This is a genomic window from Rhizobium sp. UGM030330-04 (assembly GCF_003208455.1).
In the GTDB taxonomy this organism is placed as follows: Bacteria; Pseudomonadota; Alphaproteobacteria; order Rhizobiales; family Rhizobiaceae; genus Agrobacterium; species Agrobacterium rhizogenes_A.
Genome location: NZ_QKML01000001.1, coordinates 262,059 through 286,295 on the forward strand (window position 1 = coordinate 262,059; position 24,237 = coordinate 286,295).

At 60.0% G+C, this 24,237-nt stretch carries 23 protein-coding genes and 1 tRNA gene; 9 read left to right on the forward strand and 15 right to left on the reverse strand.

All coding sequences use genetic code 11. The features are described from left to right. Window positions 1–9: 9 nt before the first annotated feature. The 9 genes from N434_RS01285 to N434_RS01325 all read right to left on the reverse strand — a co-directional run bounded on the left by N434_RS01285 (window position 10) and on the right by N434_RS01325 (window position 10,379). The gene (locus N434_RS01285) at window positions 10–831 is read right to left on the reverse strand and encodes a carbohydrate ABC transporter permease (RefSeq protein ID WP_110755610.1); all 822 of its coding nucleotides are present in this window, start codon (window positions 829–831) and stop codon (window positions 10–12) included. Continuing rightward, a complete protein-coding gene (locus N434_RS01290; protein WP_110755612.1) occupies window positions 831–1,757 on the reverse strand; it encodes a carbohydrate ABC transporter permease in 927 nt (308 codons plus the stop codon). The genes N434_RS01285 and N434_RS01290 overlap by 1 nt, the downstream gene beginning before the upstream one ends. Next, window positions 1,754–2,899, reverse strand: a complete 1,146-nt coding sequence (locus N434_RS01295) for an ABC transporter ATP-binding protein (RefSeq protein WP_181423838.1) — start codon at window positions 2,897–2,899, stop codon at window positions 1,754–1,756. Before N434_RS01295 ends, N434_RS01290 begins: the two co-directional genes overlap by 4 nt. Before the next feature lie 219 nt (window positions 2,900–3,118). Further along, window positions 3,119–3,931, reverse strand: a complete 813-nt coding sequence (locus N434_RS01300; protein WP_110755613.1) for a class I SAM-dependent methyltransferase — start codon at window positions 3,929–3,931, stop codon at window positions 3,119–3,121. A 186-nt stretch (window positions 3,932–4,117) separates the two neighbouring features. Next, window positions 4,118–4,822: a DUF930 domain-containing protein gene (locus tag N434_RS26060; RefSeq protein ID WP_286172051.1), complete on the reverse strand. Its 705-nt coding sequence runs from the start codon at window positions 4,820–4,822 to the stop codon at window positions 4,118–4,120. A gap of 6 nt (window positions 4,823–4,828) precedes the next feature. Continuing rightward, window positions 4,829–5,833, reverse strand: a complete 1,005-nt coding sequence (locus N434_RS01310; protein ID WP_110755615.1) for a serine hydrolase domain-containing protein — start codon at window positions 5,831–5,833, stop codon at window positions 4,829–4,831. A 557-nt stretch (window positions 5,834–6,390) separates the two neighbouring features. After that, window positions 6,391–6,467: transfer RNA gene (locus N434_RS01315), tRNA-Arg, on the reverse strand. A gap of 217 nt (window positions 6,468–6,684) precedes the next feature. Then, window positions 6,685–8,103, reverse strand: coding sequence for a sensor histidine kinase (locus N434_RS01320; RefSeq protein WP_065114747.1), 1,419 nt, complete (start codon window positions 8,101–8,103; stop codon window positions 6,685–6,687). Between the two features lie 248 nt (window positions 8,104–8,351). Continuing rightward, complete coding sequence (locus tag N434_RS01325; RefSeq protein WP_065114746.1) at window positions 8,352–10,379, reverse strand: methyl-accepting chemotaxis protein; 2,028 nt, start codon at window positions 10,377–10,379, stop codon at window positions 8,352–8,354. A gap of 352 nt (window positions 10,380–10,731) precedes the next feature. On the opposite strand from N434_RS01325, the gene rpmH reads away from it, so the two are divergent. From rpmH to yihA, 4 genes are read left to right on the forward strand one after another with little or no spacing between them, the layout of a single operon-like run. Then, window positions 10,732–10,869, forward strand: a complete 138-nt coding sequence (rpmH, locus tag N434_RS01330; RefSeq protein WP_003493611.1) for a 50S ribosomal protein L34 — start codon at window positions 10,732–10,734, stop codon at window positions 10,867–10,869. 36 nt (window positions 10,870–10,905) lie between these two features. Continuing rightward, complete coding sequence (gene rnpA / locus N434_RS01335; protein WP_065114745.1) at window positions 10,906–11,289, forward strand: ribonuclease P protein component; 384 nt, start codon at window positions 10,906–10,908, stop codon at window positions 11,287–11,289. After that, entirely contained in the window at window positions 11,289–13,091 is a 1,803-nt protein-coding gene (gene yidC, locus N434_RS01340; protein WP_110755617.1) for a membrane protein insertase YidC, read from the forward strand. Before rnpA ends, yidC begins: the two co-directional genes overlap by 1 nt. Continuing rightward, window positions 13,088–13,741 carry a ribosome biogenesis GTP-binding protein YihA/YsxC gene (yihA, locus tag N434_RS01345; protein ID WP_065114743.1) on the forward strand — a complete coding sequence of 218 codons (654 nt, stop codon included), beginning with the start codon at window positions 13,088–13,090 and terminating at the stop codon, window positions 13,739–13,741. Before yidC ends, yihA begins: the two co-directional genes overlap by 4 nt. Window positions 13,742–13,753: 12 nt before the next feature. Here yihA and N434_RS01350 read toward each other — a convergent pair whose 3' ends face one another. Next, window positions 13,754–14,131 carry a hypothetical protein gene (locus N434_RS01350; protein ID WP_110755618.1) on the reverse strand — a complete coding sequence of 126 codons (378 nt, stop codon included), beginning with the start codon at window positions 14,129–14,131 and terminating at the stop codon, window positions 13,754–13,756. 357 nt (window positions 14,132–14,488) lie between these two features. Here N434_RS01350 and argB point away from each other — a divergent pair, with 357 nt between their 5' ends. After that, a complete protein-coding gene (gene argB, locus N434_RS01360) occupies window positions 14,489–15,373 on the forward strand; it encodes an acetylglutamate kinase (RefSeq protein WP_065114741.1) in 885 nt (294 codons plus the stop codon). 44 nt (window positions 15,374–15,417) lie between these two features. Here the strand turns inward: argB and N434_RS01365 are convergent, their stop codons facing one another. Beyond that, window positions 15,418–16,335 carry an EamA family transporter gene (locus N434_RS01365; protein WP_110755620.1) on the reverse strand — a complete coding sequence of 306 codons (918 nt, stop codon included), beginning with the start codon at window positions 16,333–16,335 and terminating at the stop codon, window positions 15,418–15,420. 106 nt (window positions 16,336–16,441) lie between these two features. Here N434_RS01365 and N434_RS01370 point away from each other — a divergent pair, with 106 nt between their 5' ends. Then, window positions 16,442–17,155 carry a pyrimidine 5'-nucleotidase gene (locus tag N434_RS01370; RefSeq protein ID WP_110755621.1) on the forward strand — a complete coding sequence of 238 codons (714 nt, stop codon included), beginning with the start codon at window positions 16,442–16,444 and terminating at the stop codon, window positions 17,153–17,155. 121 nt (window positions 17,156–17,276) lie between these two features. Then, on the forward strand, window positions 17,277–17,873 hold the full coding sequence (locus tag N434_RS01375) for an EF-hand domain-containing protein (protein WP_110755623.1): 597 nt from the start codon (window positions 17,277–17,279) through the stop codon (window positions 17,871–17,873). Between the two features lie 41 nt (window positions 17,874–17,914). Here N434_RS01375 and N434_RS01380 read toward each other — a convergent pair whose 3' ends face one another. Together N434_RS01380 and N434_RS01385 are read right to left on the reverse strand one after the other, a co-directional pair. Further along, the gene (locus tag N434_RS01380) at window positions 17,915–18,172 is read right to left on the reverse strand and encodes a BQ00720 family protein (RefSeq protein WP_003493591.1); all 258 of its coding nucleotides are present in this window, start codon (window positions 18,170–18,172) and stop codon (window positions 17,915–17,917) included. A gap of 56 nt (window positions 18,173–18,228) precedes the next feature. Further along, window positions 18,229–18,654, reverse strand: a complete 426-nt coding sequence (locus N434_RS01385) for an Hsp20 family protein (protein ID WP_110755625.1) — start codon at window positions 18,652–18,654, stop codon at window positions 18,229–18,231. 207 nt (window positions 18,655–18,861) lie between these two features. Between N434_RS01385 and N434_RS01390 the strand changes: the two genes are divergently transcribed. Next, window positions 18,862–19,806: a nucleoside hydrolase gene (locus N434_RS01390; RefSeq protein ID WP_110755627.1), complete on the forward strand. Its 945-nt coding sequence runs from the start codon at window positions 18,862–18,864 to the stop codon at window positions 19,804–19,806. Between the two features lie 72 nt (window positions 19,807–19,878). On the opposite strand, the gene N434_RS01395 is transcribed toward N434_RS01390, so the two are convergent. Both N434_RS01395 and N434_RS01400 read right to left on the reverse strand, forming a co-directional pair. After that, the gene (locus N434_RS01395) at window positions 19,879–22,212 is read right to left on the reverse strand and encodes a methyl-accepting chemotaxis protein (protein WP_110755945.1); all 2,334 of its coding nucleotides are present in this window, start codon (window positions 22,210–22,212) and stop codon (window positions 19,879–19,881) included. A gap of 164 nt (window positions 22,213–22,376) precedes the next feature. Next, a complete protein-coding gene (locus N434_RS01400; RefSeq protein WP_371741056.1) occupies window positions 22,377–23,243 on the reverse strand; it encodes an LOG family protein in 867 nt (288 codons plus the stop codon). A gap of 137 nt (window positions 23,244–23,380) precedes the next feature. Here N434_RS01400 and dapD point away from each other — a divergent pair, with 137 nt between their 5' ends. Further along, on the forward strand, window positions 23,381–24,235 hold the full coding sequence (gene dapD, locus N434_RS01405; protein ID WP_065114735.1) for a 2,3,4,5-tetrahydropyridine-2,6-dicarboxylate N-succinyltransferase: 855 nt from the start codon (window positions 23,381–23,383) through the stop codon (window positions 24,233–24,235). Window positions 24,236–24,237: the final 2 nt, after the last annotated feature.

Genomic DNA, 24,237 nt, shown 5'->3' on the forward strand with positions numbered 1-24,237 from the left:
TGAACGGCGTCACTTGACGCCGGTCATGGTAATACCGGCGATGAAGTGCCGCCGTGCGAGGAGGAAGCACAGCACCATCGGCGCGGTAATCAGTGTGGCGCCCGCCATCAGCGCACCGTAATTCGCACCGGATTCGACATCGGCGAAGAACATCATGCCAAGCGGCGGCGGGGCGAGATTGGTGTCGGAGATGACGATCATCGGCCAGTAGAGATCGTTCCAGTGGGCGACGAGCGAGAAGACCGAAAAAGCGGCAAGCGAAGGCAGCGAACCGCGCAGGACGAGGCCCCAGCAGATCTCCATTTCCGAGAAACCATCCATGCGTGCCGCCTCGATGATTTCATCCGGATAGCTGCGGAAGGACTGGTTGAACAGGAAGATGGCGAAAACCGAGAGGAAGAACGGCATCATCATCGCGAAATAGGTGTTCAGGAGCTCTGTCTTCGCCAGCCCCACGAAAAGCGGCAGCGCCAGCGCCTGGATGGGCACGCAGAGCGCCGCGATGACGAGGCCCAGCAGCAGCTTGCGGCCCGGGAACCGGAGCTTCGCCAGCGCATAGGCCGCCGGAACCGATGTCAGTATCTGGACGACAAGGATACCGAAGCAGACAATGACGCCGTTCAGCATGAAGCGCCCCATCGGCACCTGTCCCGCTGCCCGGGCATAATTCTCGGCCGCGTCGAATTTTTCGGGGATCGGCCAGAGCGAGACGTTGAATATCTCTGCCGGCGAACGAATCGAGGTCAGCACCATCCAGTAGAATGGCAGGAGCATCACGAAAGCACCGAGCGCCAGCACAAGATGCGGAAGATATTTGCGGAGCGCGGCCATCAGTAATGCACCTTCCGGTCCATATGCAGCGTCTGGCCGATTGAAAGCACCAGCACGATTGCGAGGAAGATCACCGTCAGCGCGGCGGCATAACCGGTGTTGGAATATTCAAACCCTTCGAGATAGAGGTCGAACAGCAGGGTTTCCGACCCGAAGCGGCCCTTGGTGAGAACGGCGACCGTCTCGAAGACCTTGAAGGCGGAGATGGAGGTGGTGACCACCACGAACATGGTCGTCGGCCCAAGCATCGGCCATGTCACCGTCAGAAACCGGTCGATCGGGTTCTTAGCGCCATCCAGCCGCGCCGCCTCGTGCAGATCCTTCGAGATGGCGGTAAGCCCGGCGAGGAACAGCACCATGTTGAAGCCCAGGACCTGCCAGATGCCGATCAGCGCCATGGTGGGGATGAGGAGGACGGGATTGGAGAGGAAGGCGACGGGTTCGAAACCCAGCCATTTGATCGCCGCATTCACCGGACCGAGGGAAGGGTGCAGCAGGAACTGCCACACCGTCGCCATGGCGACGAGCGTTGCGGTGACGGGAAGGAAATAGGCCACTTCCCAGAAGGCGCGGCTGCGCTTACGGTTATAAACGAGCAGCGCCACGCCGAGCGCCAGAAACACGCCAAAAGGAATGACGATGACCGCATAGATGGCGGTATTCGTCAGCGCGCGCAGGAAAACCGGGTCCTGGAATGCCTTGACGAAATTGCCGAGGCCGACAAAACGGGTGGTGAGCGCGCCGAGCTGATAATCGGTGACGGAAAAACCGGCAAGAACGAGCATCGGGACAATATAAATGGCCAGCAGCAGCAGGCTTGCCGGCGCCGCGAACATCAGGCCGCGCCAGATCATCCGCCGGTCCGCCTTCGACAGACGCGGGCGGGATTTAGCGCGCGCAGCCGTGGAAACATCGACGGCCGTCATGCCGGCACCCGTTCACGCACGGTCGTTTTGCGACGCAGCCCATCGGCAGCGAAAAGATGGGCACGTTCCGGCGCAAAACCGACAATCATCGTGCCATTCGCATCGGCGCCAAGCGCCTCGCCCGCGCCCTGACGCAGGGTGATGGCCACCGTCTCGTCGCTCAACAGACGGCAGCTGACGAAACGGTCGGCGCCATGGGTTTCGCTGCGGACCACGCGCACCGCAAAACCCTCCATACCCGGACGCAGATCCTCGGCGCGCAGACCAAGCGTTGCGGGGCCGGCATCGCGGCCCGAGGCTTCCAGGCCCAGATCGCGTCCGAAGGCCGTGACCTTGCCTTCGGTGCCGATTTCGACCGGCAGCAGATTGATGGAAGGCGTGCCGATAAAACGCGCCACCGTCAGCGTCGCAGGCTTCCGGTAAAGCTCATCCGGCGTGCCAAGCTGCTCGATACGGCCTTCCGACATCAGCGCGATCCGGTCGGACATGGTCATTGCTTCGATCTGGTCATGAGTGACGTAGATGAAGGTTGCGCCGAGCCGGCGGTGCAGGCCGGCCAACTCCTCGCGCATATGGGCGCGAAGCTTTGCGTCGAGGTTCGAGAGCGGCTCGTCCATCAGGAAGGCGGCGGGTGAGCGCACCAGCGCCCGGGCGAGCGCCACGCGCTGGCGCTGACCGCCGGAAAGCTGCGCCGGCCTGCGATCCAGCAGATGCGCGATCTGCAGGGTCTCGGCCGCCTGCTCCACGGCGGCGTCGATCTCACGGAGCGCCTGGGCCGGCGCCGCCAGCCGTCCGATCAGCGGCAGGCGCGCGGCAAAGGGCAGACGCCGCATCCTGAGCGGCGTCGCAATATTCTGCCGCACGCTCATATGCGGATAAAGCGCATAGGACTGGAACACCATCGCCAGATTGCGGTCGCTCGGATCGATCTCCGTGACATCCTGCCCGCCGATCGAGACCGAACCGCGATCCGGGGTTTCCAGCCCTGCGATGATGCGCAAGAGCGTGGACTTGCCACAGCCCGACATGCCGACGAGGGACAAAAACTCACCGGGACGGATGGAGAGATCGATCTCCTTCAGAACATCGTCAGCCCCGAAGCCCTTGCCGATTCCTGAAAGCTCAAGTGATTGTGGCGTCATTCTGCGCTCCTTTTCTGGAGCGCATATGCTTATATTGTATGACAATATGACGAAGGTTTACCGAAACTTCGGTGACATCGGAAAGCCCGGCAATCTCGGCTCATCGCTAAGCCCTACGGCACAGGCTTCCCCAAAAACCACTAATATGTAGGGGGCATATTTTCAAATTTCGGAAGCCTGCCCCCATCGGCCGGAAACTCCCCGGTTGCGCGGGTCTTTTCACACGGCAGCAAGAATCACATGCGCCTGGATTTTGGCGGCGATCTCACCGCTGCCATGGCGCGCTTCAATCGCAGAGGCGGCGTAATCCGTTACAGCATCCAGCGTTCCCGGAGCCCTTGCTTCTATTTCGGTTCGAAGGACGGTTCCCTGACAATAGGCGACGGCTGGAATGCGCGGTGACGGCGCGTGGCTTTGCGCCGGCATCGTCTCGATCGACACGCGGGAAAACCCGGCTTTCTCCAGCTCGCGGCGGATCAATGCCGTATCATGGTAACCATGCGGTGTGCGGGCCATGAAACGTGGCGGGTCATCCGGAAACAGACGGGCAAGAGCGTTCGTCACATCATCCGCGAAGTGGTTTTCCTCAATGCGGTCCCATACATTGAACAAATAATGTCCGCCTGGCTTCAACACCCGTTTTGCCTCGCGATAGGCCGACTGGCGGTCGTTAAAGAACATCGCGCCGAACTGGCAAAAAACCAGATCGAAAGTCGCACTTTCAAACGGCAGCGTCTGCGCATCCGCCTGTTGCCACTTTATGCGATTGTCCGGCGCCTGTCGCGACGCCGCAAAGTCGAGCATCGGCTGGTTGAGGTCCGTCACGACATAATTTGCGGCGGGTGACAATCTTGGAGCGAGGTTGCGTGTCACGACGCCGGTACCAGCGGCGATTTCCAGAATATCGACAGGCATCAGGGCCGCCGCCCGCCGCGCCATATCTGCGGCAAATGGTGCGAAGATCAGCGGCACCATATAGCGGTCGTAATTTTCCGGAATCGAACCTGCAAAGACCCTGTCCGCTTCCAACATGGCTTTTATCCCCGGCCATCTGGCAACCGGATGATTTTAGCACGTTTCAGGAAGGTTCAAAATTCGCCATGGCGCAAGGCGGGCGGAATGCCTGAAGGCAACGATAACATCAAACCGCAATGGGCTCAGGACTTGATTTCATGGGTGCCGAATAACACGATATTTTGCCCGTGCCGGCGAAGCCATTCAATCGAGCGATCCGCCCTCGTCGGAAAGGCTGTGGTCAACCCAATCTTTCCGGGGGATCGGATCTCCAATCAGGAACTCAAACGCTGCGACCTTTTTGTGATCCGGGGTCAGTTCGCATTTGAATTGAAGCTTGAACCAATCCCGTTTGCTGTGTAGCGCAGCGCCGTCAGCCGAAAAGGCATTCCCGACCATCTTCGGGTCCGCCATCGCATAGGCGACCACACGATCAGGCAGAAGCTCCTTGCTCCATTCTCCGACCTGCGCCATGGCTTCGAGGCCGCAAAGCTGCTCGATCTGATCGGCGGGTGCGAGTGCCGCCAGTTCCTTTCTCGCATTCCGGCTCCGGGGGTCGTCAAGAACCTTCTCTGACAGCATGTGCGACGGCTTCACCATCGCTGGCATTTCATCGTGAGGCAGCGCCACCTGCGGAATTGTCGACGTGTCTGCACGATCTCCCGGCTCGTTTTCCTGCGATGCCTCAAGCGTTTCAGACGGGGAAACCTGCTGTGGCGGCTCGTGCCTTTCTTCCACCGTAGGCGGAAGGGTCACGATTTCCACATTGACACTTTGCTCCTGCGGGGGCTTGAATTGCGGCCGATCGGCCAGCAGAAAGATAACCGCATATGCGAGGACGTGCAGGAGGGCCGAAGCACCGAAGCTCCATCCGCTAAGCTGATCTTTCGCCCTTGCCGTTCCCTGCATGGTCCATCAAGGCGCGGCGGCAGCGAGCTGCTGCAACAGGTTGACGAAATGGCTGGTTCGCACGCCCTTCGCGTTCTGTGCCGGGTCAACGATCTGCACCACGACCAAACGCTTTGACGGAACGACGGCAATAGCCTGCCCGCCATAACCGGATGCAAGGGCAGCGCCGGGGCCGAAGACCTGGCGGTTCAGCGTCCACCAAAGATAGCCGTATCCCATGCTCCCGCGATCTGTGACGGAATAGGCGGTCGTGGACTCCCTCACCCACGAGGCCGGAATGATCTGCCTACCGTTCCACTGACCGCCATCAAGAAAGAGCTGGCCGAAGCGGGCCGCGTCTCTGGCGCTGAGGCTGAACGGATAGGCGGAATGCTCCGACTGACGTTCGGCGATATACCTGCCGTCACGCGCCGAGAAATCTTCCATGCCGATCGGCGCGGCGATGCGCTGCGCGAAGCTCTGGAAAATATCATCGCCGGTCTGTTGCCGGTAGATCGTGCCGAGCGCATTGAAATCCCAATTATTATACCACCAGAAGGTGCCGGGGGCGTGACTGCCGCGCTCCGGCCTGTTGCGCCGCATGTCGCCGGTTTCATAGGCGGCAGGATGATAGATGCCGGATCGGACCATGAGCAGATCGCGCGCGGTCGCCTGCCTCTCGGCCACCGTGAGGGCCGGCGGCTTATCGTCAATGCCCAACTCGGCAAGGGTGCTGGCGAGACTGATCCGGCCTTCCGAAACGGCGATGCCGTAAAGCGCGCTCAACAGGCTCTTGCGAACGGAGGCGACATTCACCTTGCGGGACACATTCCCCCAACTGGCGATCACCTTGCCGTCCTGCACCACCATGACGGCCGTGGGCTTCAGACTTGCGGCATAGTCTTGCGCTGCCTTCAGCCTATCACTGGACCAGCCGGTCGAAGCGGGATCGGCGCTTTGCCAAGGCTGCGCCTGCGCGCCTCCGGCCAGAACGATCGTGAATAGAGAGATGGCTGCAATAACTACGCGCATGAACTAAATTACCTTGGAGCCGGGCGGAAAGAAGCATCGCAACTTCCATCATCAATGACTGCGCAAACATGGTTGTGCGGACACCTCAAGGCCCCTCGTCATCGAAACTGGCACTGTAAAGGTGCATTTCTGATCCTCCGGTCTGCCGCATCGTCTCCAAACATGCAGGATTTCACCTATCGCTGATAGCATAAAACCTGCGCTCCCTGCCCATTTGATGGTTTCAGGAGGCGGTGGCGCAGATGACCGGAATCCTCCACCTGCGGTAAACATATGTAATGTAATACGTTTTAGGAGTTTCCGCGGCCGGGCCACTGCGAAGGGATCTGCTAAAAACTGACGCGCAATTCCCGAAACATGCGACAGCCTCAACTAGCACGACAAGCGGCGATGGTTGATACGAAGGCTGCCGTTTCGCCCTAAACATTACCGAAAATCGCACCTGAAGGCAGGTACCATACGGTTGGAATCGTTGGGAAACGTCAGCAACCCTGACCCAAGGGCAACATAGTGGCCAAAAGGGTCAAATATTGTATCACTCGACAATGGGAAGGAAATGGCGCACCCGAAGAGATTCGAACTCCTGACCCCCAGATTCGTAGTCTGGTGCTCTATCCAGCTGAGCTACGGGTGCGTGCCGTTCCGGTCGTTTCCGGTGGCGTGGCGATCCTCTAAAACGTCCTCATTCCGATTGCAAGCGATTTCGCTTCGAAATTGTCATTTTTCCGCAGCAATTCATTTATCTCATTGATTATAAACGAAATTTCACAGGCATCATTTTCGGTGGAGTGCATATCGCCATTTTTCCAATAGACGCGACAACGGCTTCGGCCCGCTGGCGAAGGGAGTTTTCAGGCGGTTCGGGCTGCCTGCACGGTGGCAGCGCGGTCGGCGATCTCGATGCGGAACTGCGTACCCGGACCGGGCTTTTCGACAAGCGCGATGGTGCCGCCATGGGCAAGCACCAGTTCGCGCGCAATGACGAGGCCAAGGCCGGTGCCGCCGGAACGGGCCGACCCCCGGAAAGCGGAAAACAGGTTTTCCTTTGCCTTGCGTGGCATTCCCGGCCCGTTGTCGTCGATGACGATGCTGACGACACTGCCCGCCCTCTGGGCGGCAATCGACAGATGTCGTGGCGCGGCATTTGTCGCATCCGATTGCAGGGCCTGAACGGCATTGCGACAGAGATTGTGGATCACCCGGAACAGCTGCTCGGCATCCGCGTCGACCGTGAGATCAACGGGCACGCTGTCCTGAAACTCGATGCCGTTTTCCGGGTCCAACGCCAGAATGTCCCGCACATCCCTGACCAGGAGGCTGAGGTGAACCATCTTGCGTTTTGGCGCGCCCTCCGTCGCCTGGCCATAGGCCAGAACCTCGCCGGTATAGGCCACGGCGCGGTCGATCGTGCGCAGCAGTTTCGGCGCGAAGCTTCGAACCATAGGGTCCTTGGCATCCACCAGACGGTCCGACATGAGCTGCGCGGAAGACAGGATGTTGCGCATGTCGTGGTTGATCTTCGAAACCGCCAGCCCGAGATCCACAAGGTTCTTCTGCTGCCTGAGCGTTTTCTGCAATTCAGTCTGCATGTCGGCGAGGTGACGGCCCGCAACGGCCAGCTCGTCGGTTCCCTCCTCGGGTACGAAAATCCGCTCGGGATTACCGGGATCTTCCGAGAATTGCTGCATGCCAAGCGTCAGCCGGCGTATCGGCCGGATCATGATGCGGTTGATGGAGACGAAGATGAGGCCGGCGGTGATGAGCGACAGGACGATGGAGATCAGGAACACATTGCGGGCATAGGCAAGCATGGCCGCCCGCAGCTTGTATTCGCCGAGCACCAGCTCGATGATGGTGTCGCTATCGCCAACGACGTCGAAGACGCGGATGACGCGGTTGCCGCCGAACAGCAATGTGGAAAAGGCATCCCGCACCGCAGCCAGCTGCGACACGTCGGAAAGGTCATATTGCTCGTCCACCCCGGGCGGCGTTTCCGCCACGGCAAGTAGGCGCGAGGTGCCATCCTTGCGCAGGGCAATAAGCTTCGCGCCGGTTGCCATCAGCGTATCGTTCTGCACGCTTCGCGGCAATTCGGCCTGCAGGCCGTCAATCACCGCGCCGGCGGCGGCGGCCGTGTTCAGGCGGTCCCGCAGCCAGGAAAGGCGCATATTGGCGACGGAAGGAACAAAGATCAGCACTTCGGCGATCATCACGAAAATGACCGTGAGCAGCAGCAGGCGTCCCGAGAGACCTGCGGTCAATCCCGGCATGCAGTGCGCCGGATTGTCCTCCGTGCGGTCCAAGCTGTCTACGCCTTTAGAAAACACCGGGCCCTGATCCTATGCGCGCTGCCGCTTCGGTTGAACGGCTCGATTTATATGCACGTATGATAATAGGACCTAACTGACATTTTTCCAATGCACTGCGAAACAAACGTTCTCAGCGCCCTAAACAAACGCCGCCCGAAGGCGGCGTTTCAAGCATGGCGGGTTTCAGGCAAAACCGCCTGCCGGCTCCATTAGAACTCCTGCCAGTCTCCCTGCGCCGGCACGGCGGCCGGTTGCGCATTGAGAGCGCGGCTGACGCTGTTCATCAACGTGCGGGCCGGGGAAGCCACCGCCGCCGCCCTGCCGGACACGGCAACGGGCCGCATGGGCTGCTCCATGCGGGTGCGGATCTGGGCGTCCTCGACACCGACCTTGAAGCGCGACACCAGGGTGACGAGATGCTCCGCCTCGCTGCTCAGCTTGTGCGTCGCCGCCGAGGTCTCCTCCACCATGGCCGCATTGCGCTGGGTCACCTGGTCCATCTGGTTGATCGCGGTATTGACCTCGTGCAATCCCGTGGACTGCTCCCGCGCCGCCGTGGCTATCGAATGGATGTGGTCATTGATCGACAGGACACGCGTCTCGATCTCGCTCAGTGCGCTACCCGTCTTCTGCACCAGCGACACGCCACGTCCCACCTCTTCGCCGGATTTCGTAATCAGCGCCTTGATATCCTTCGCAGCCGTTGCGGAACGCTGTGCCAGCTCACGCACCTCCTGCGCGACGACGGCAAAGCCCTTGCCCGCCTCGCCGGCGCGGGCCGCTTCCACACCCGCATTCAATGCCAGAAGGTTCGTCTGGAAGGCGATCTCGTCAATGACGTTGATGATCTGGCTGATTTCGCGCGAGGCGTGCTCAATGCGATCCATGGCAGAGACGGCATCGCGCACGACATTGGCGGATTCTTCCGTCTTCTGCTTGGTTTCGGCAACCATGGCACTGGCTTCCTGCGCGCGATCGGTGGAGTTGCGGACCACGGCGGTGATCTCGTCCAGAGCAGCGGAGGTCTCCTCCAGCGCCGCGGCCTGCTGTTCCGTCCGCTTCGAGAGGTCATCGGCCGCCGAACGCAGCTCGTTGGCATTCCCGCTGATACCTTCCGTGCTGCTGCGCACCTCGCGCATCGTTTCGCGCAGCTTGGCCAGCGTCTGGTTGACGTTGGACTGGAGCTCGGCGAACACACCACGGAACTCGCCATCCATCTTTTCCGTCAGGTCGCCCCGCGCCAGCCCCTCGATGACACGGCTGGTCTCGGAGACACCATTGTCCACTCCGATGAGCAGGGCGTTGATCGTTGCAGCAAAGCGGTTGAGGTTTTCGTCGCCGTAATCCTTGTTGATGCGGCGGCTGAAATCGCCCCCTGCCGCAGCATCAACGACGATGGCCATGCCTGCCTGGAGATCATCGCTCTTGGCACGCATGGCGGTTTCCTGCGCATTCATGCGGCGTACTTCGCGACCGTTCTTCTTGAAGACCTCGACGGCAGCGGCCATTTCGCCGATTTCGTCGTTCTGGCCGAGATAGGGCACATCCGCGTCCAGATTTCCGTCCGCCACAGCATTCATGACCTGTGAAACCCTGCGGATGGGTGCGCTCAGCTGACGCGCGCCGATATAAAGACCGAACGCAGCGCCGGCCAATATGCCGCTGCCGGTGACGATAATGACCAGCCAGAAGGTAGTCGTCACAAAACCGTCTATGCCAGCCTTGACCTCCTCAAGCTCGGCAATGTCGTTCTTCACCACCGCATCGATTTCGGCCTGATAGGCCTTGCGGTTGGCGCGGTTCGCCTCATTGTTGCCCTGCAGGTTGGCCGCCTGTGGGCTGGCCTCACGGGCAAGCCGCGCGGTTTCCAGGCGGAATGCCTTGAATTCCTTGAAGCGGCTGGAGAGGTTATCAAAGGCCGCCTTCTGTTCCGCCGGAACAAGAGGGGTCCATGTGCCGATCAGCTTTTCCATGGCGTCGAGGTTCTTGACGATGCCATCCGCGAAGGGTGCGGCCTTTGTTATATCGGGGGCGGCATATACGCCGCGCGCCTCCATCACGACCGCCGTGACAAGACGGTTGAGCGCCTCGCCCTTGTAGGCGCGCTCCGCGGCCTTTTCATATGCGACCGTACGCACCCGGAACTCGCTGACCGCATAGATGGACAGCCCGCCGATGGTGCAGGCCACGAGGCTCATCAGCCCGACAAGAAGATTGATACGACCGCGAATTCTCAATTTCGTTCCCCCAACAAAAGCCAGCCGCACGACGAAAAATGGGAAGCTGGCATAACTTTTCGCATCACAACATTTATCAATGCTGCGTTAAGAAAGAATTTCGGATTTTATCGATTGCGCGCGGGAATCAGGCCCCGCCACCCGCCAGCGCAACAGAGGGCCGTGCGTTTTCCGCAAAAGGTGAACCGCGAAAACCCCTTCGGCAATTGACTTTGCTTGTCCTATGCCCTTATAAGCCGCGCACGCTCGGCCATTGAAAGCTCGCCCAGGCGGGGTTAGCCGTGCAAAAAACGAAACGCTCTTGCAAATAGTTGCAAATTCAAGAAGGGCCGCACACCGCGGTATTAAATAAATGTCGAAGCGTACCTACCAACCGTCCAAGCTTGTTCGCAAGCGTCGTCATGGTTTCCGTGCCCGCATGGCTACCGCCGGCGGCCGCAAGGTTCTCGCAGCCCGCCGTGCGCGCGGCCGCGCACGTCTGTCGGCTTAATTGCCGAGCCTGTGGCCCGATGAAAGTCGTGGGCACATGAGCGAGACTAAAAAACAACCCGGCCGGCTTAAAAACCGGTCGGAGTTTCTTGCCGTTCAGGCAGGGGAAAAACGGCGGGGGGGCAGCTTTCTTCTGGAAGTGCTTGACCGGAAAACCCCGGAAACCGAACCTCGGGTCGGTTTTACCGTAACAAAAAGACAAGGCAACGCGGTCGAGCGAAATCGCATGCGCCGCCGTCTCAAGGAAGCCGTCAGGCTTTCTGCCGGGGTCGCAATGAAGCCCGGTCATGACTATGTGATTGTCGCCCGCAGGGACGTGCTCGATACGGCCTTCCCGAAACTTCAGTCTCTCCTTGCCGAGCGCATTGAAGGAACGGCGAAACCGAAACGGTCCCAGGAGACCCGCTCCAGGAAAGAATGATGGAAAAGAACCGTAATTACTTCATCGCGATAGCCCTTTCGGTTGTCATCGTCCTAGCCTGGCAATTCCTGTACATGAATCCGCGCATCGAGCAGCAGCGCCGCGCCGAAGAGGCCCGCCAGGCGCAGCAGCAGACGACGCAGCAACAGCAGGCAGCACCGGGTGCCGCACCCGGCGCGACCGTCGAAGGCGCACCGCCCGCCTCCTCCACGCAGGCCGCCGCAACGGCGACGCGTGAAGAATCGATTGCAAGAACCCAGCGCGTCACCATCGACACCAGCGCCATCGCCGGCTCGATCAATCTGACCGGCGCCCGTTTCGATGACATCCGGCTCAAGGACTACCATGAGACCGTCGATGACTCGAGCCCGATCATCACGCTGTTTTCGCCCTCCGACACCAAGGACGGTTATTTCACCGAGCTCGGTTACGTCGCTGCGGCGGATGTCGGCGGCGTTCCCGGCCCGACGACCGTCTGGACGCTTTCGAGCGGCGACAAGCTGACGGAAAACACGCCCGTCACGCTTACCTATACCAACGACAAGGGCGTCGTTTTCTCCCGTACCGTATCGATCGACGAGCATTACATGATCTCGATCGCCGACAAGGTCGAGAACCCCGGCCAGGCGGCGATTTCCTTCGCCACCTACGGTCGCGTGACGCGCAACAACAAGCCGGCGATCCCGCCCGTCTTCGTCATCCATGAAGGTTTCCTCGGCGTCTCCGGCAAGGACGGCAGCCTGACGGAAGAAAAATACAAGGACGTCGAAGAGGCGCCGGTAACGGTTGCCAAGGCGACCGGCGGCTGGCTCGGCATCACCGACAAGTATTGGGCCGCGGCCATCGTTCCGCCGCAGACGACACCGTTCGAAACCCGCTACTCGCATATCACCGGTAATCAGCCGAGCTATCAGGCCGATTTCAAGAGCGACACGATGACGGTCGAACCCGGCCAGTCCATCGAGCTGAAGAGCCTCGTCTTCGCCGGTGCCAAGGAAGTGCCGCTGGTGGACCGCTACGAAGCTGAATATTCCATTCCGAAGTTCGACCTTCTGATCGACTGGGGCTGGTTCTACTTCATCACCAAGCCGATGTTCAAAATGATGGATTTCTTCTTCCGTTATTTCGGCAATTTCGGCGTGGCGATCCTGCTCACCACCATTGTCGTCAAGGCGCTCTTCTTCCCGCTTGCCAGCAAGCAGTATGCTTCCATGGCGAACATGAAGCGCGTGCAGCCGAAGATGGAAGAGCTCAAGGCCAAGCATGGCGATGACCGCATGGCCATGCAGCAAGCGATGATGCAGCTCTACAAGGAAGAGAAGATCAATCCGGTGGCCGGCTGCTGGCCGATGCTGCTGCAGATCCCTGTCTTCTTCGCGCTCTACAAGGTCATCTACGTCACCATCGAAATGCGGCATGCACCGTTCTTCGGCTGGATTCACGACCTTTCCGCGCCCGATCCGACGTCGCTGTTCAACCTGTTCGGCCTTCTGCCCTACGACGTGCCGCATTTCCTGATGATCGGCGTATGGCCGCTGATCATGGGCATCACCATGTTCCTGCAGATGCGCATGAACCCGACACCGCCCGATCCGACACAGGCGATGATCTTCACCTGGATGCCGCTGATCTTCACCTTCATGCTGGCTTCCTTCCCGGCTGGTCTGGTCATCTACTGGGCGTGGAACAACACGCTTTCCATCAGCCAGCAGGCCGTCATCATGAAGCGCCATGGCGCCAAGATCGAACTGTTCGACAATCTCAAAGGGCTGTTCAAGCGAAAGCCGGTGCAATCGAAATGAGTGACACCGGTCCGGCAACCGAAAAGCCCCTTTTCGGGCGACCCTGGATTTTCATTCGCGGTGTCCCCGCGATGAAATTCCTGCCGCCCGAAGGCCCGCCGGAAATTGCTTTTGCCGGTCGCTCGAATGTCGGCAAGTCCTCGCTCATCAATGCGCTGGTGGGCCACAAGGGGCTTGCCCGCACATCCAACACGCCCGGACGCACCCAGGAACTGAACTATTTCGTTCCGGAAGGTTATTCCGGCGAAGCCGGTGACCTGCCGCCCATGGCACTGGTCGACATGCCGGGTTACGGTTATGCGCAGGCGCCCAAGGACCAGGTGGATACCTGGACCAAGCTCGTCTTCGATTACCTGCGCGGCCGCGCGACGCTGAAGCGCGTCTACGTGCTGATCGATTCCCGCCACGGCCTGAAGAAGAATGACGAGGAGGTTCTCAGCCTGCTCGACAAGGCGGCCGTGTCCTACCAGATCGTGCTGACGAAGACGGACAAGATCAAGGATGCCGGTGTTCCGCGGCTGATCGGCGAAACGCTGGAGAAAATCCGCAAGCGCCCCGCCGCCTATCCGGAAGTTCTCGCCACATCCTCGGAAAAATCCTTCGGGCTGGATAGCCTGCGGGCCGAGATCGTCAGAACGATCTCTCTCTGAAAGCTGCGCCTCTCAGGCGATGGTGAAAAGCAGAACGGCGGTCCAGAGCATCGCCGTCAACGCCAGAAGCCGCCAGAAGCGCACCGAATGCCAGATCTCAGAAAGCATGGCGGCGAACATGCTGCCATTGCGCAGCGGCTGGCTCCTGAAAGGCAGACCGGATCGGGCCGGATCCCTTTCGAGCAAGGCCGCAACGGTTGCCTTTTCCCGATATTCGGTTTCGGCCAGATTGTCCCGCCAGCGCCGGACCATGGCAGCGAACTGACGGTCTCGCTTCACGCGTTTGGCAAGCTCCGCCATGTTCTCCGGCGGCAGGGCACCCAGCACATATTCGCCGGCGAGCACTTCGTCCCGCAAACCGCTTTGCTTGTCTCGATCCGGTGCCGTCATAGGTCTTCAAACTCCTCGGTCGTTCAGGCCAGCATCGTTTCACGACGCGCGACTGTCCCGTCGCCCTGCTGAATAACCCCTCCCCTGCTGCGAACAAGGCTGGTCCGATTGGTGCTTTATGTCAATCTTATTACGCGCCTTGGAGCGCCCAAAACCAGAATTTTACCGTGGCCCGACACAATAAGGCCCGGAGGTTATTTCATTCGTCAAAAGCAGATATTCCACCTGTCCTTGCAAACGCGCCGACATGTCGAATCCATGCATCCTGCACCGCAAAAATCGATTCCGATTTCTGCGCCGATGCTGTAGAGCGATGAAAGGCTCTTCAGGGCCGCAACCACAGACCGAGGTTTTTCCATGACTGCTTCCGAAAGCGAAACTCAGGCGCGGCTGCTCGCACAGGCTCTGCCCTTCATGCAGAAATACGAGAACAAGACCATCGTGGTAAAATATGGTGGTCACGCCATGGGGGATTCGACACTCGGCAAGGCTTTCGCGGAAGATATCGCCCTGTTGAAGCAGTCCGGCATCAACCCCATCGTCGTGCATGGCGGCGGCCCGCAGATCGGCGCGATGCTGACCAAGATGGGCATCGAATCGAAATTCGAAGGCGGCCTTCGCGTCACCGACGCCAAGACGGTCGAGATCGTCGAAATGGTTCTGGCCGGTTCGATCAACAAGGAAATCGTCGCGCTCATCAACCAGACGGGCGAATGGGCGATCGGCCTTTGCGGCAAGGACGGCAACATGGTCTTCGCCGAAAAGGCGAAAAAGACCGTCATCGATCCCGACAGCAATATCGAGCGCGTTCTCGATCTCGGTTTCGTCGGTGAGGTGGTGGAAGTCGACCGCACATTGCTCGACCTGCTCGCCAAGTCCGAGATGATCCCGGTCATCGCCCCCGTCGCTCCCGGCCGCGATGGCGCCACCTACAACATCAACGCCGATACCTTTGCCGGCGCGATCGCCGGCGCGCTGAACGCCACGCGCCTGCTGTTCCTGACCGACGTGCCGGGCGTTCTTGACCGCAACAAGGAACTCATCAAGGAACTGACGGTCTCGCAGGCGCGCGCCCTTATCAAGGACGGCACGATTTCCGGCGGCATGATCCCGAAGGTCGAGACCTGCATCGAGGCCATCAAGGCCGGCGTGCAGGGCGTGGTGATCCTCAACGGCAAGACGCCGCATTCGGTGCTTCTGGAAATCTTCACGGAAGGCGCCGGCACGCTGATCGTGCCCTGATTTGTTCCGTGGCGGACGGCAGGCCCGTCCGCCACAACAGGCATTCAGCCGAATGCCAGCAGCGACAGTACACCCACGACGATCAGCAGGCACCCGGAAAGCTCGAGCCGGTTGATCTTTTCCTTGAAGAACAGCACGGTCGAGGCGAAGGCGAAGAGCATTTCCACCTGCGCCAGTGCCTTCACCACGGCGGCCTGCTGCAGGGTCATCGCCGTGAACCAGCCGAATGACGCCGTGGCCCCCACGAAACCGACCGCAAGCGACGGTTTCCACGCCTTTGCGATGCGCTGCAATTCCTCCCTCTCCCGCCAGACGATCCACAGGAACATCGAGACGGTCTGCATCACGATGACGACGACGAGCGTGAAGCCCGCCTGCATCACCGCATCCGGGGTGGGAAGGCTCGGCGCGAGCGCCAGCGACGCCGACCGATAGGCAACCGACGACAGGCCGAAGAAGGCACCAGAGGCGAGGCCGATACCGGCTGTCCGGCTGAAGATGGAAGTGAGAATGGAGGCAGGCGTCACTTCCGTGCGCGCCACCGAAATCAGCATGACGCCGGCGACTGAAACCGCTATGGCCGCCAATGTGCCGCCATTGACGCTTTCACCGATGAAAATGAGCGCAAACAGCGCCGCCTGCGCGGGTTCGGTGCGGGAATAGGCCGTGCCGACCGCGAAGTTGCGGAAGGAAAACAGGTGGACCAGGAGGAAGGTGGCGGCAATCTGCGCCATGGCCCCGACCGTCGCCCATACGGCAAAAGACATGTTCGGCACCGGCAGCGGCCGGCCGAGCCCGAAATGCAGAAGGGCGAGATAGGCGAGAGCGAAAGGCATTCCGAACACGAAGCGCACGAAGGTTGCGCCCGTCGTGCCCATCATGCCCTTGAGGTGTTTTTGCAGGGTCGAGCGCAGGTTCTGCAGGAACGCGCTTGCGAAAGTGATGCCTATCCAAAGTTCCATGATCCTCGCGGTATCATGCGCCGCAGGCCACAGCCAAGCCCGATTTTCTCAGCAATCGTCGTCTTTTCGATTTTCTTCGCCGTTCGAAAGGGGCATAAAGCAGCCCATGGACACAAAGCCGAAAAACCTGCCCGATGCCGCCGATTTCGCCCATGTGAGCGAATGGGTCTTCGATCTCGACAACACGCTCTATCCGCATCACGTCAATCTGTTTTCCCAGATCGACCGCAACATGACGGCGTATGTGGCGGAGCTTCTGAAACTCGATCCCGACGAGGCGCGGAAGCTGCAGAAACGCTATTATCACGACCACGGCACCACGCTTCAGGGCCTGATGATCAATTACGGCATCAGCCCCGACGAGTTTCTGGAACGTGCCCACGCCATCGATTATTCGGCGCTGAAACCCCATCCGGAACTTGGCGCGGCGATCAAGGCACTGCCAGGCCGCAAGTTCATCCTGACCAATGGCAGCGTGAAACATGCGCAGGCGGCTGCCGGCGCTCTCGGCATTCTCGATCATTTCGAGGATATTTTCGATATCGTCGCCGCAGACTATCTGCCGAAGCCGGCCAGCGCGACCTATGAGAAGTTCGCGGCACTTGCGAAACTCGATACGAAAAAAGCCGCCATGTTCGAGGATCTGCCGCGCAATCTCGCGGCTCCCAAGGCGCTCGGCATGAAGACTGTGCTGCTCGTGCCTTCGAACCTCGAGGGTGTCATCATGGAACGCTGGGAAATTCCCGTCGAGACGGATGCGCATATCGACTACATCACCGACGATCTGACCGGCTTCCTGGCGAGAACCATCGCCGGCTGACCGGCATTTTTGAAAAACAGGGCAGCGAACATTACCGAAGCTTCATCCACCTTACGGATGTTTAAGTGGTGAGGCCGGGTGGAGGTCACTATCTTTTCTTCAGGGACACCAAAGAAAGGTAATGACGATGACCACACGAAAAATCGCCCTCTCTGCTCTTGGCGCAGCCCTTGTGCTCAGCACGGCCGCGACGGCGAGCTTCGCCGCACCCGGCAAAGGCCATAAGGATCGCATGCCGATCCGCCAGGAAGCCGCTTTCGTTCACCTTCTGAAGGTTGCCGATACCAACAAGGACGGCAAGATTTCAAAGGAAGAATTCGCGGCACGGCAGGATGCGCTTTTCGCCGAGATCGACAAGGACAAGGACGGTTCGATCACGCCGAAGGAAATGCGTGAATATCGCCAGGCCAAGATGGAGGCCTTCCGCGCCGCCAATCCGCGTCCCGAGCGTCAGGATGCCAAAGCCGAAGACGGTAAAGGCCCCGAAGGCAAGCGCGCCGAACGCGAACATGGCGGCCGTTCCGGTCATCAGGGCTGGGGCAAGCATGGCGGCAAGGGCGCGGGCCTGGGGATGATGCGCTGGGCCGATACCGACGAGAACGGTCAGGTCAGCAAGGCCGAGTTCACCGCAGCCGGCGAAAAAATGTTCGAGCGGCTGGACAAGAACAAGGACGGCGTCATCTCGATCGACGACATGCCGGACCGCCCGTTCCTTTGATGCATCAAGGAAAAAGCCCGCTCAAAAGCGGGCTTTTTTATTCAATGCAGGCTGACGGTCTTGAGATCGTCTTCGGCAGCCTTGAAAAACGTACTTGAACGGTTGTCCGTCAGGAGGATCGGCGTACCATCCGCACCAAACAGTGCCCACAGATCCAGTTGCGGATCGAGATCAGGCGCTTCCGGGAAACAGCGGCTTACGTCTTCCGCACGGATCTTGCGGATATATCCCACTTCTCCCTCGCCGATATGGGCGAGCTGGGACCGGGTGAGACGCGCATGCGCTTCTTTTAAAAGCATATTTCAGCCTCCTTTTTCACGCCGAGCGATTCATGTCCGATTCCGGCGTTCACGTTCTACTCTGAGACGGAAATATTAATTTTCTTTACCACGTTCGAAATTTCAGGCCGCACCAGATCGATGGAAAGAAGGCCGTTGCGCATGCGCGCTTCCCTGACCTGCATGCCATCGGCAAGCACGAAGACCCGCTGGAACTGGCGCGCCGCAATGCCCCTATAGAGGAAATCCCGCCTTTCCTGTTCCTGCTGGCGACCGCGAATGACAAGCTGGTTGTCGGCCGTCGTCACATCCAGATCGTCCTGTGAAAACCCGGCAACAGCGATGGTGATGCGCAGGCGCTCCGGCACGTCTTCGACCCCGGGCAGCCGTTCGATGTTATAGGGGGGATAGCCGTCATTGGCCTTCGCCATGCGCTCCAGCGTTTTTTCCATGGCATCAAAACCCAGCAAAAGCGGGTGGGTGAATGGCGTCATGCGACTCATATCTTTTCTGTCCTTGCAACCAAGCGACGTTTCGCGGTCCCGCTTCCGGCAACCCTGCCGGTCAATCGCACCGGCTCAAGCAATATGGGAAGCCAAGCGGCGATGCGCAAGGCGGAACACCGGCGCGAAGGCGGCACCGAGGAATGAGGCTTGACAAGTGAGCACCCGCCGCTCGAAAAAAGCGCTCATCTCAACGGCGGGCAAGACATGGCAGAACCCAGAAAAATCATCATCGACACCGATCCTGGCCAGGACGACGCGGCGGCAATTATGCTTGCTTTCGCAAGCCCTGACGAAATCGACATTCTCGGATTGTGTGCCGTCGCCGGCAACGTCCCGCTGAAACTGACCAGCCGCAACATCCGCATCATCTGCGAATTGTGCGGCCGCACCGATATTCCCGTCTATGAGGGCGCCGAGAAGCCGCTGGTGCGCAAGCCCATCACCGCCGAGCATGTTCACGGCAGCACCGGCCTCGACGGCCCTGTTCTCGATGAACCGACCATGGAGGCGCAAAAGCAGCATGCGGTCGATTTCATCATTGAAACGCTGATGCGCGAGCCCGCCGGCACGGTGACGCTCTGCACGCTCGGCGCGCTGACCAATGTGGCGCTGGCGCTCCTGAAAGCGCCGGAGATCGCCGACCGTGTCAAGGAACTGGTGATGATGGGTGGCGGCTTCTTCGAGGGCGGCAACATCACGCCGGCGGCGGAATTCAACGTCTATGTCGATCCGCAGGCCGCCGATATCGTCTTCCGTTCCGGCATGCCGATCGTGATGATGCCACTCGACGTCACCCACAAGCTTCTGACCACCAAGGCGCGGGTCAGCCGCATTCGCGACATCGGCACACGCCCGGCCATCGCCATGGCGGAAATGCTGGAATTCTTTGAACGTTTCGACATCGAGAAATACGGCTCTGACGGCGGCCCGCTGCATGATCCGAGCGTCATCGCCTATCTCATCAAACCCGAGCTGTTTCAGGGTCGCGAGTGTAACGTCGAAATCGAGGCCACGTCCGAACTGACCATGGGCATGACGGTGGTGGACTGGTGGCGCGTGACCGAACGCCCCGCCAATGCCCGCGTGATGCGCAACGTGGATGCGGACGGTTTCTTCGAATTGCTGACGGAACGTTTTGCCCGGCTCTGACCGGAACGCGGGTATGAAAAAAGGGCCGCTGGTATCGCCAGCGGCCCTTTTTATTTGAAGCAGGAAAACCCGTCAGAATTCCGTCCAGTCATCCTGCGCCAGTGCGTTTGCACCGCTGGTTCTTGGGCGGGGACGCGATGCCGTAGAGCGGGCCGGTGCTGCGGCCGGAGCAGAGGGTGCCCGCATGGCAGCCGCCGCGGCGCGCAATTGCTGGCTGGGTTGACCACCGGACACGGCGAAACCGGCCACGAGCGATTTCAGCGTTTCGGCCTCGCCGTTCAGCGTCACGCTGGCCGCCGTGGTCTCCTCCACCATCGCCGCATTCTGCTGGGTGACCTGATCCATCTGGGTAACCGCGGAATTGATTTCCTTGAGACCCACCGCCTGTTCGCTCGCGGAAGCGGAAATCTGCCGTATCAGCTGGTTGATCTGCAAAACCTGGTCGGCGATGTTCTTCATCGTCTCTCCGGCCTTGCCGACCAGCTGGACGCCCTCGCCCACCTGCATGGCCGAGGTGTTGATCAGTCCCTTGATTTCCTTGGCGGCGGTTGCGGACCGTTGCGCCAGTTCGCGGACCTCCTGCGCAACGACTGCAAAGCCCTTGCCGGCATCACCCGCGCGGGCCGCTTCAACACCGGCATTCAGCGCCAGAAGATTGGTCTGGAAGGCGATCTCGTCGATCACACCGATGATGCGGGAAATTTCCGCCGAGGATTGCGCAATGCCCTGCATGGAGTTGACCGCCTGCTGCACCACCTCGCCCGAGGTGCCCGCATCATCGCAGGCATGGCTGACGGCACCGGCGGCCTGCGCGGCGTTTTCCGCGCTGGAATTGACCTGCGCGGTCAGCTGGTTGAGAGCAGCTGCGGTTTCTTCCAGGCTTGCGGCCTGCTGTTCGGTGCGATGCGAAAGATCGCTGGCGGCGCGGGTGATCTCACCTGTGCCGTTGCCGATGCTGACGACCGTCGCATTGACCGTGGAAACCGTTTCCTCGAGGCTGGCGAGCGCCGAGTTGAAGTCATCGCGCAGCTTGGCATATTCGCCGGGGAACTCGTCCTCGATCCGGTAGGTCAGATTTCCCTGCGAAAGCGCATTGAGGCCTGAGCCGAGCACGCTGACGATGTGCTGCTGCATGCGGCTGTTTTCACTGCGCTCGGATTCCGACCGCTGACGCGCCGCTTCCGCATTGTCGCGCTGGGCGGCAGCGTCCGCCTCCATTTCACGAATGCCGGCAAGCTTTGCGCGGAAGCCTTCCAGGGCGGTCGCCACCGCCCCGGTTTCATCCCGGCGCTCCTGTCCGGATACCGGCACGTCGTAGCGGCCATCGCTCAGCGTGCGGACATCCGCAACCAGCGAGGCGAGCGGGTTGCCGACGAAGTGGCGCACGGCGAAATAAAGCGCGGTGATGACGGCGGCGAGAATGACGATCGCACCGATGATCATCATATAGGTCTGCTCTTCCACCGGCGCGTTCAGCGCCTGATGCGGAATATCCACCAGTACGACCCAGGTGGCGTTGAGGCCGGGAACCGGGAACGGGTAGACGAGACGGTTATAGGGCGCGTCGGTATCAAGGCCGAGATTTTCGATCAGCCCCTGCTTGCCTGAAGCGAGCGCAGCCTGAACGGTGTCTGCGCCATCTCCGTCATAGGCCTTCATGTTCTGCTCGGGCGTCGGCGGCACCAGCCACTGGCCGCCCTGTGAAACAAGCGTGACGCGACCGGTCTCGAAAGGATGCAGCGCCTGCAGCTTCTGCGACAGCGAGGCGAGCGAAATATCGACCCCCGCCACACCGATCATCTTGCCGTCCGACATGACGGGATAGGCAAGCGAAGTCATGGTGGTGGGCACTTCCGTGCCCTGTGCGAGATAGGGCTGGGTGATGGCGCCCTTGCCCGTCTTGGCGGCAAGCGCGTACCATTCGGCGGCGTAGTCGTTATCGAAAGTCGAGAACTGGATGTCGCCCTTCTGCGTCTTCGACCAATAGGGAGCGAATGCGCCTGTGGCATTGGTGCCGAGATCCATCCTGTTGGCAATCTCTGTCGTCTGGCCGTCGAAAAGGCCCAGCTGTTCGCAGAACCAGCTTCCGAAAGCGAAAGCATTCTGCTCGACATTGGCCTTGAGGATGTTGACGATGCCGGGGCGATCCATCGATTTGGCCTGATGCGCGCGGCCGATGACACCGGCCATGGAACGCGCGGCGCTGCCAAGCTCACCCACATCGGCGGCGATGACGTTGGCGATGGCGCGCGCCTCGGTATTGGCCTGATCCATGGTCAGCGCGTGGACGCGCTCGCTGGTCTGGGAAATGAGGAAGGAATTGGATGCGACAAGGACCGTGGTGATGGCACAGCCGGTAACGAGGATAAGCTTGGTCGCAAGCGACTTCACTTTGAGATTGAACATTTTGGCCTCGATCAAATCGTCTGCCGGTAGGCTGACGTCAACGGATGATAAATCTCCGTCATGGAGGCCCGTCCGCATGGACAGTGCGCTGCAGCGCGACGAGGCAAAATTAGAGTATGTTTGCTAATTAAGCCCTAAAATTACTTCGTCGCGCCAAGCAGAAATCAGTGTTCGTAATAGGCCGAGATGATTTTCCATGCATCATCTGCCGTTTCGGCAAAGTGCAGCAGATCCATATCTTCCGGGGCGATCGTGCCGAAATCCGCCAGGAATTCGAAATTGACGACCGAGCGCCAGAATTTCTCGCCGAACAGAATGAGCGGAATGGGCGCCATGCGCTTGGTCTGGATAAGCGTCAGCGTCTCGAAAAGCTCATCGAGCGTACCGAAGCCGCCGGGGAAGATCACCACGGCCTTCGCGCGCATCAGGAAATGCATCTTGCGAATGGCGAAGTAGTGGAAGTTGAAGCTGAGCTCAGGCGTGACATAGGCATTCGGCGCCTGCTCATGCGGTAGAACGATGTTGAGGCCGATCGACGGGCCTCCGACATCGGCAGCACCTCGATTGCCCGCCTCCATGACACCGGGACCACCACCGGTGACCACGACATATTCGAGGTGATCGGACTTCGCGGCATAATCGGTACAAAGGCGGGCAAATTTGCGTGCCTCGTCATAATAGACGGAGGACTGCTCCAGATTGCGCTTCTGCGTCTCGTTGCGGGCCGCCCAGGCTTCGCCGCCGGGTTCGGGAATACGCGCACCGCCGAACATGACGACGGTGGATTTGATACCGCGCTCGGTAAGCGCCATTTCCGTTTTCAGAAGTTCCAGCTGCAGCCTGACGGGGCGCAGTTCCTCACGGCAAAGAAAATCCATATCCGCATAGGCAAGCCGGTAGGACGGGGAATCCGATTGCGGTGTTTTCGGAACGACCTCGGCCTGCTGCTTGTCCGCAGAGCTGCGCTTCAAAGGGTCCCATACCCCGTCCTTGCGCCGCAATTTGCCGTTTTTCAGTCGTGTCATTTCCATGCCTTTCGTCTGGCGCGCCAAATCACCCAAATCACATTGACGCCTTTCCAACACTCCCTTAGATCAAATGGCCAAAGCCTTCCAGCGGCGCGGGACCTTCCGTGACCATGACCACACGCGACTTTAAGGAATTTTCCATGAGCCTTACGGATCTCACTTCCCTCGAAACCATCATCGAAACCGCCTTTGACAACCGCGATGGCGTGAATGTATCGACGAAGGGCGAGGTTCGCGATGCGGTGAACACATCTCTTCAACTTCTCGATAGCGGCAAGGCGCGCGTGGCGGAAAAGCAGGCCGACGGAAGCTGGAAGGTAAACCAGTGGCTGAAAAAGGCCGTGCTTCTTTCCTTCCGCCTCAACGACATGGAAATCGTCACCGGCGGACCGGGTGAATCCACCTGGTGGGACAAGGTGCCGTCGAAGTTCGAAAACTGGGGTGAAAACCAGTTCCGTGCCGCCGGTTTCCGCGCCGTGCCGAATGCCGTCGTGCGCCGCTCGGCTTACGTGGCCAAGAACGTGGTGCTGATGCCGTCTTTCGTCAACCTCGGTGCTTACGTCGATGAAGGCACGATGGTCGATACCTGGGCAACCGTTGGCTCCTGCGCGCAGATCGGCAAGAACGTGCATCTCTCCGGCGGCGTCGGCATCGGCGGCGTTCTGGAGCCGCTGCAGGCCGGCCCGACCATCATTGAGGATAATTGCTTCATCGGCGCCCGTTCGGAAGTCGTTGAAGGCTGCATCGTGCGCGAAGGCGCGGTTCTCGGCATGGGCGTGTTCATCGGCAAGTCGACCAAGATCGTTGATCGCGCCACCGGCGAAATCACCTATGGCGAAGTTCCGCCCTATTCCGTCGTCGTTGCCGGCACCATGCCGGGCAAGCCTTTCCCGAACGGCGAGCCGGGTCCGAGCCTCTATTGCGCCGTGATCGTCAAGCGCGTCGATGAAAAGACCCGCTCCAAGACCGGCATCAACGAGCTTCTGCGCGACTGATA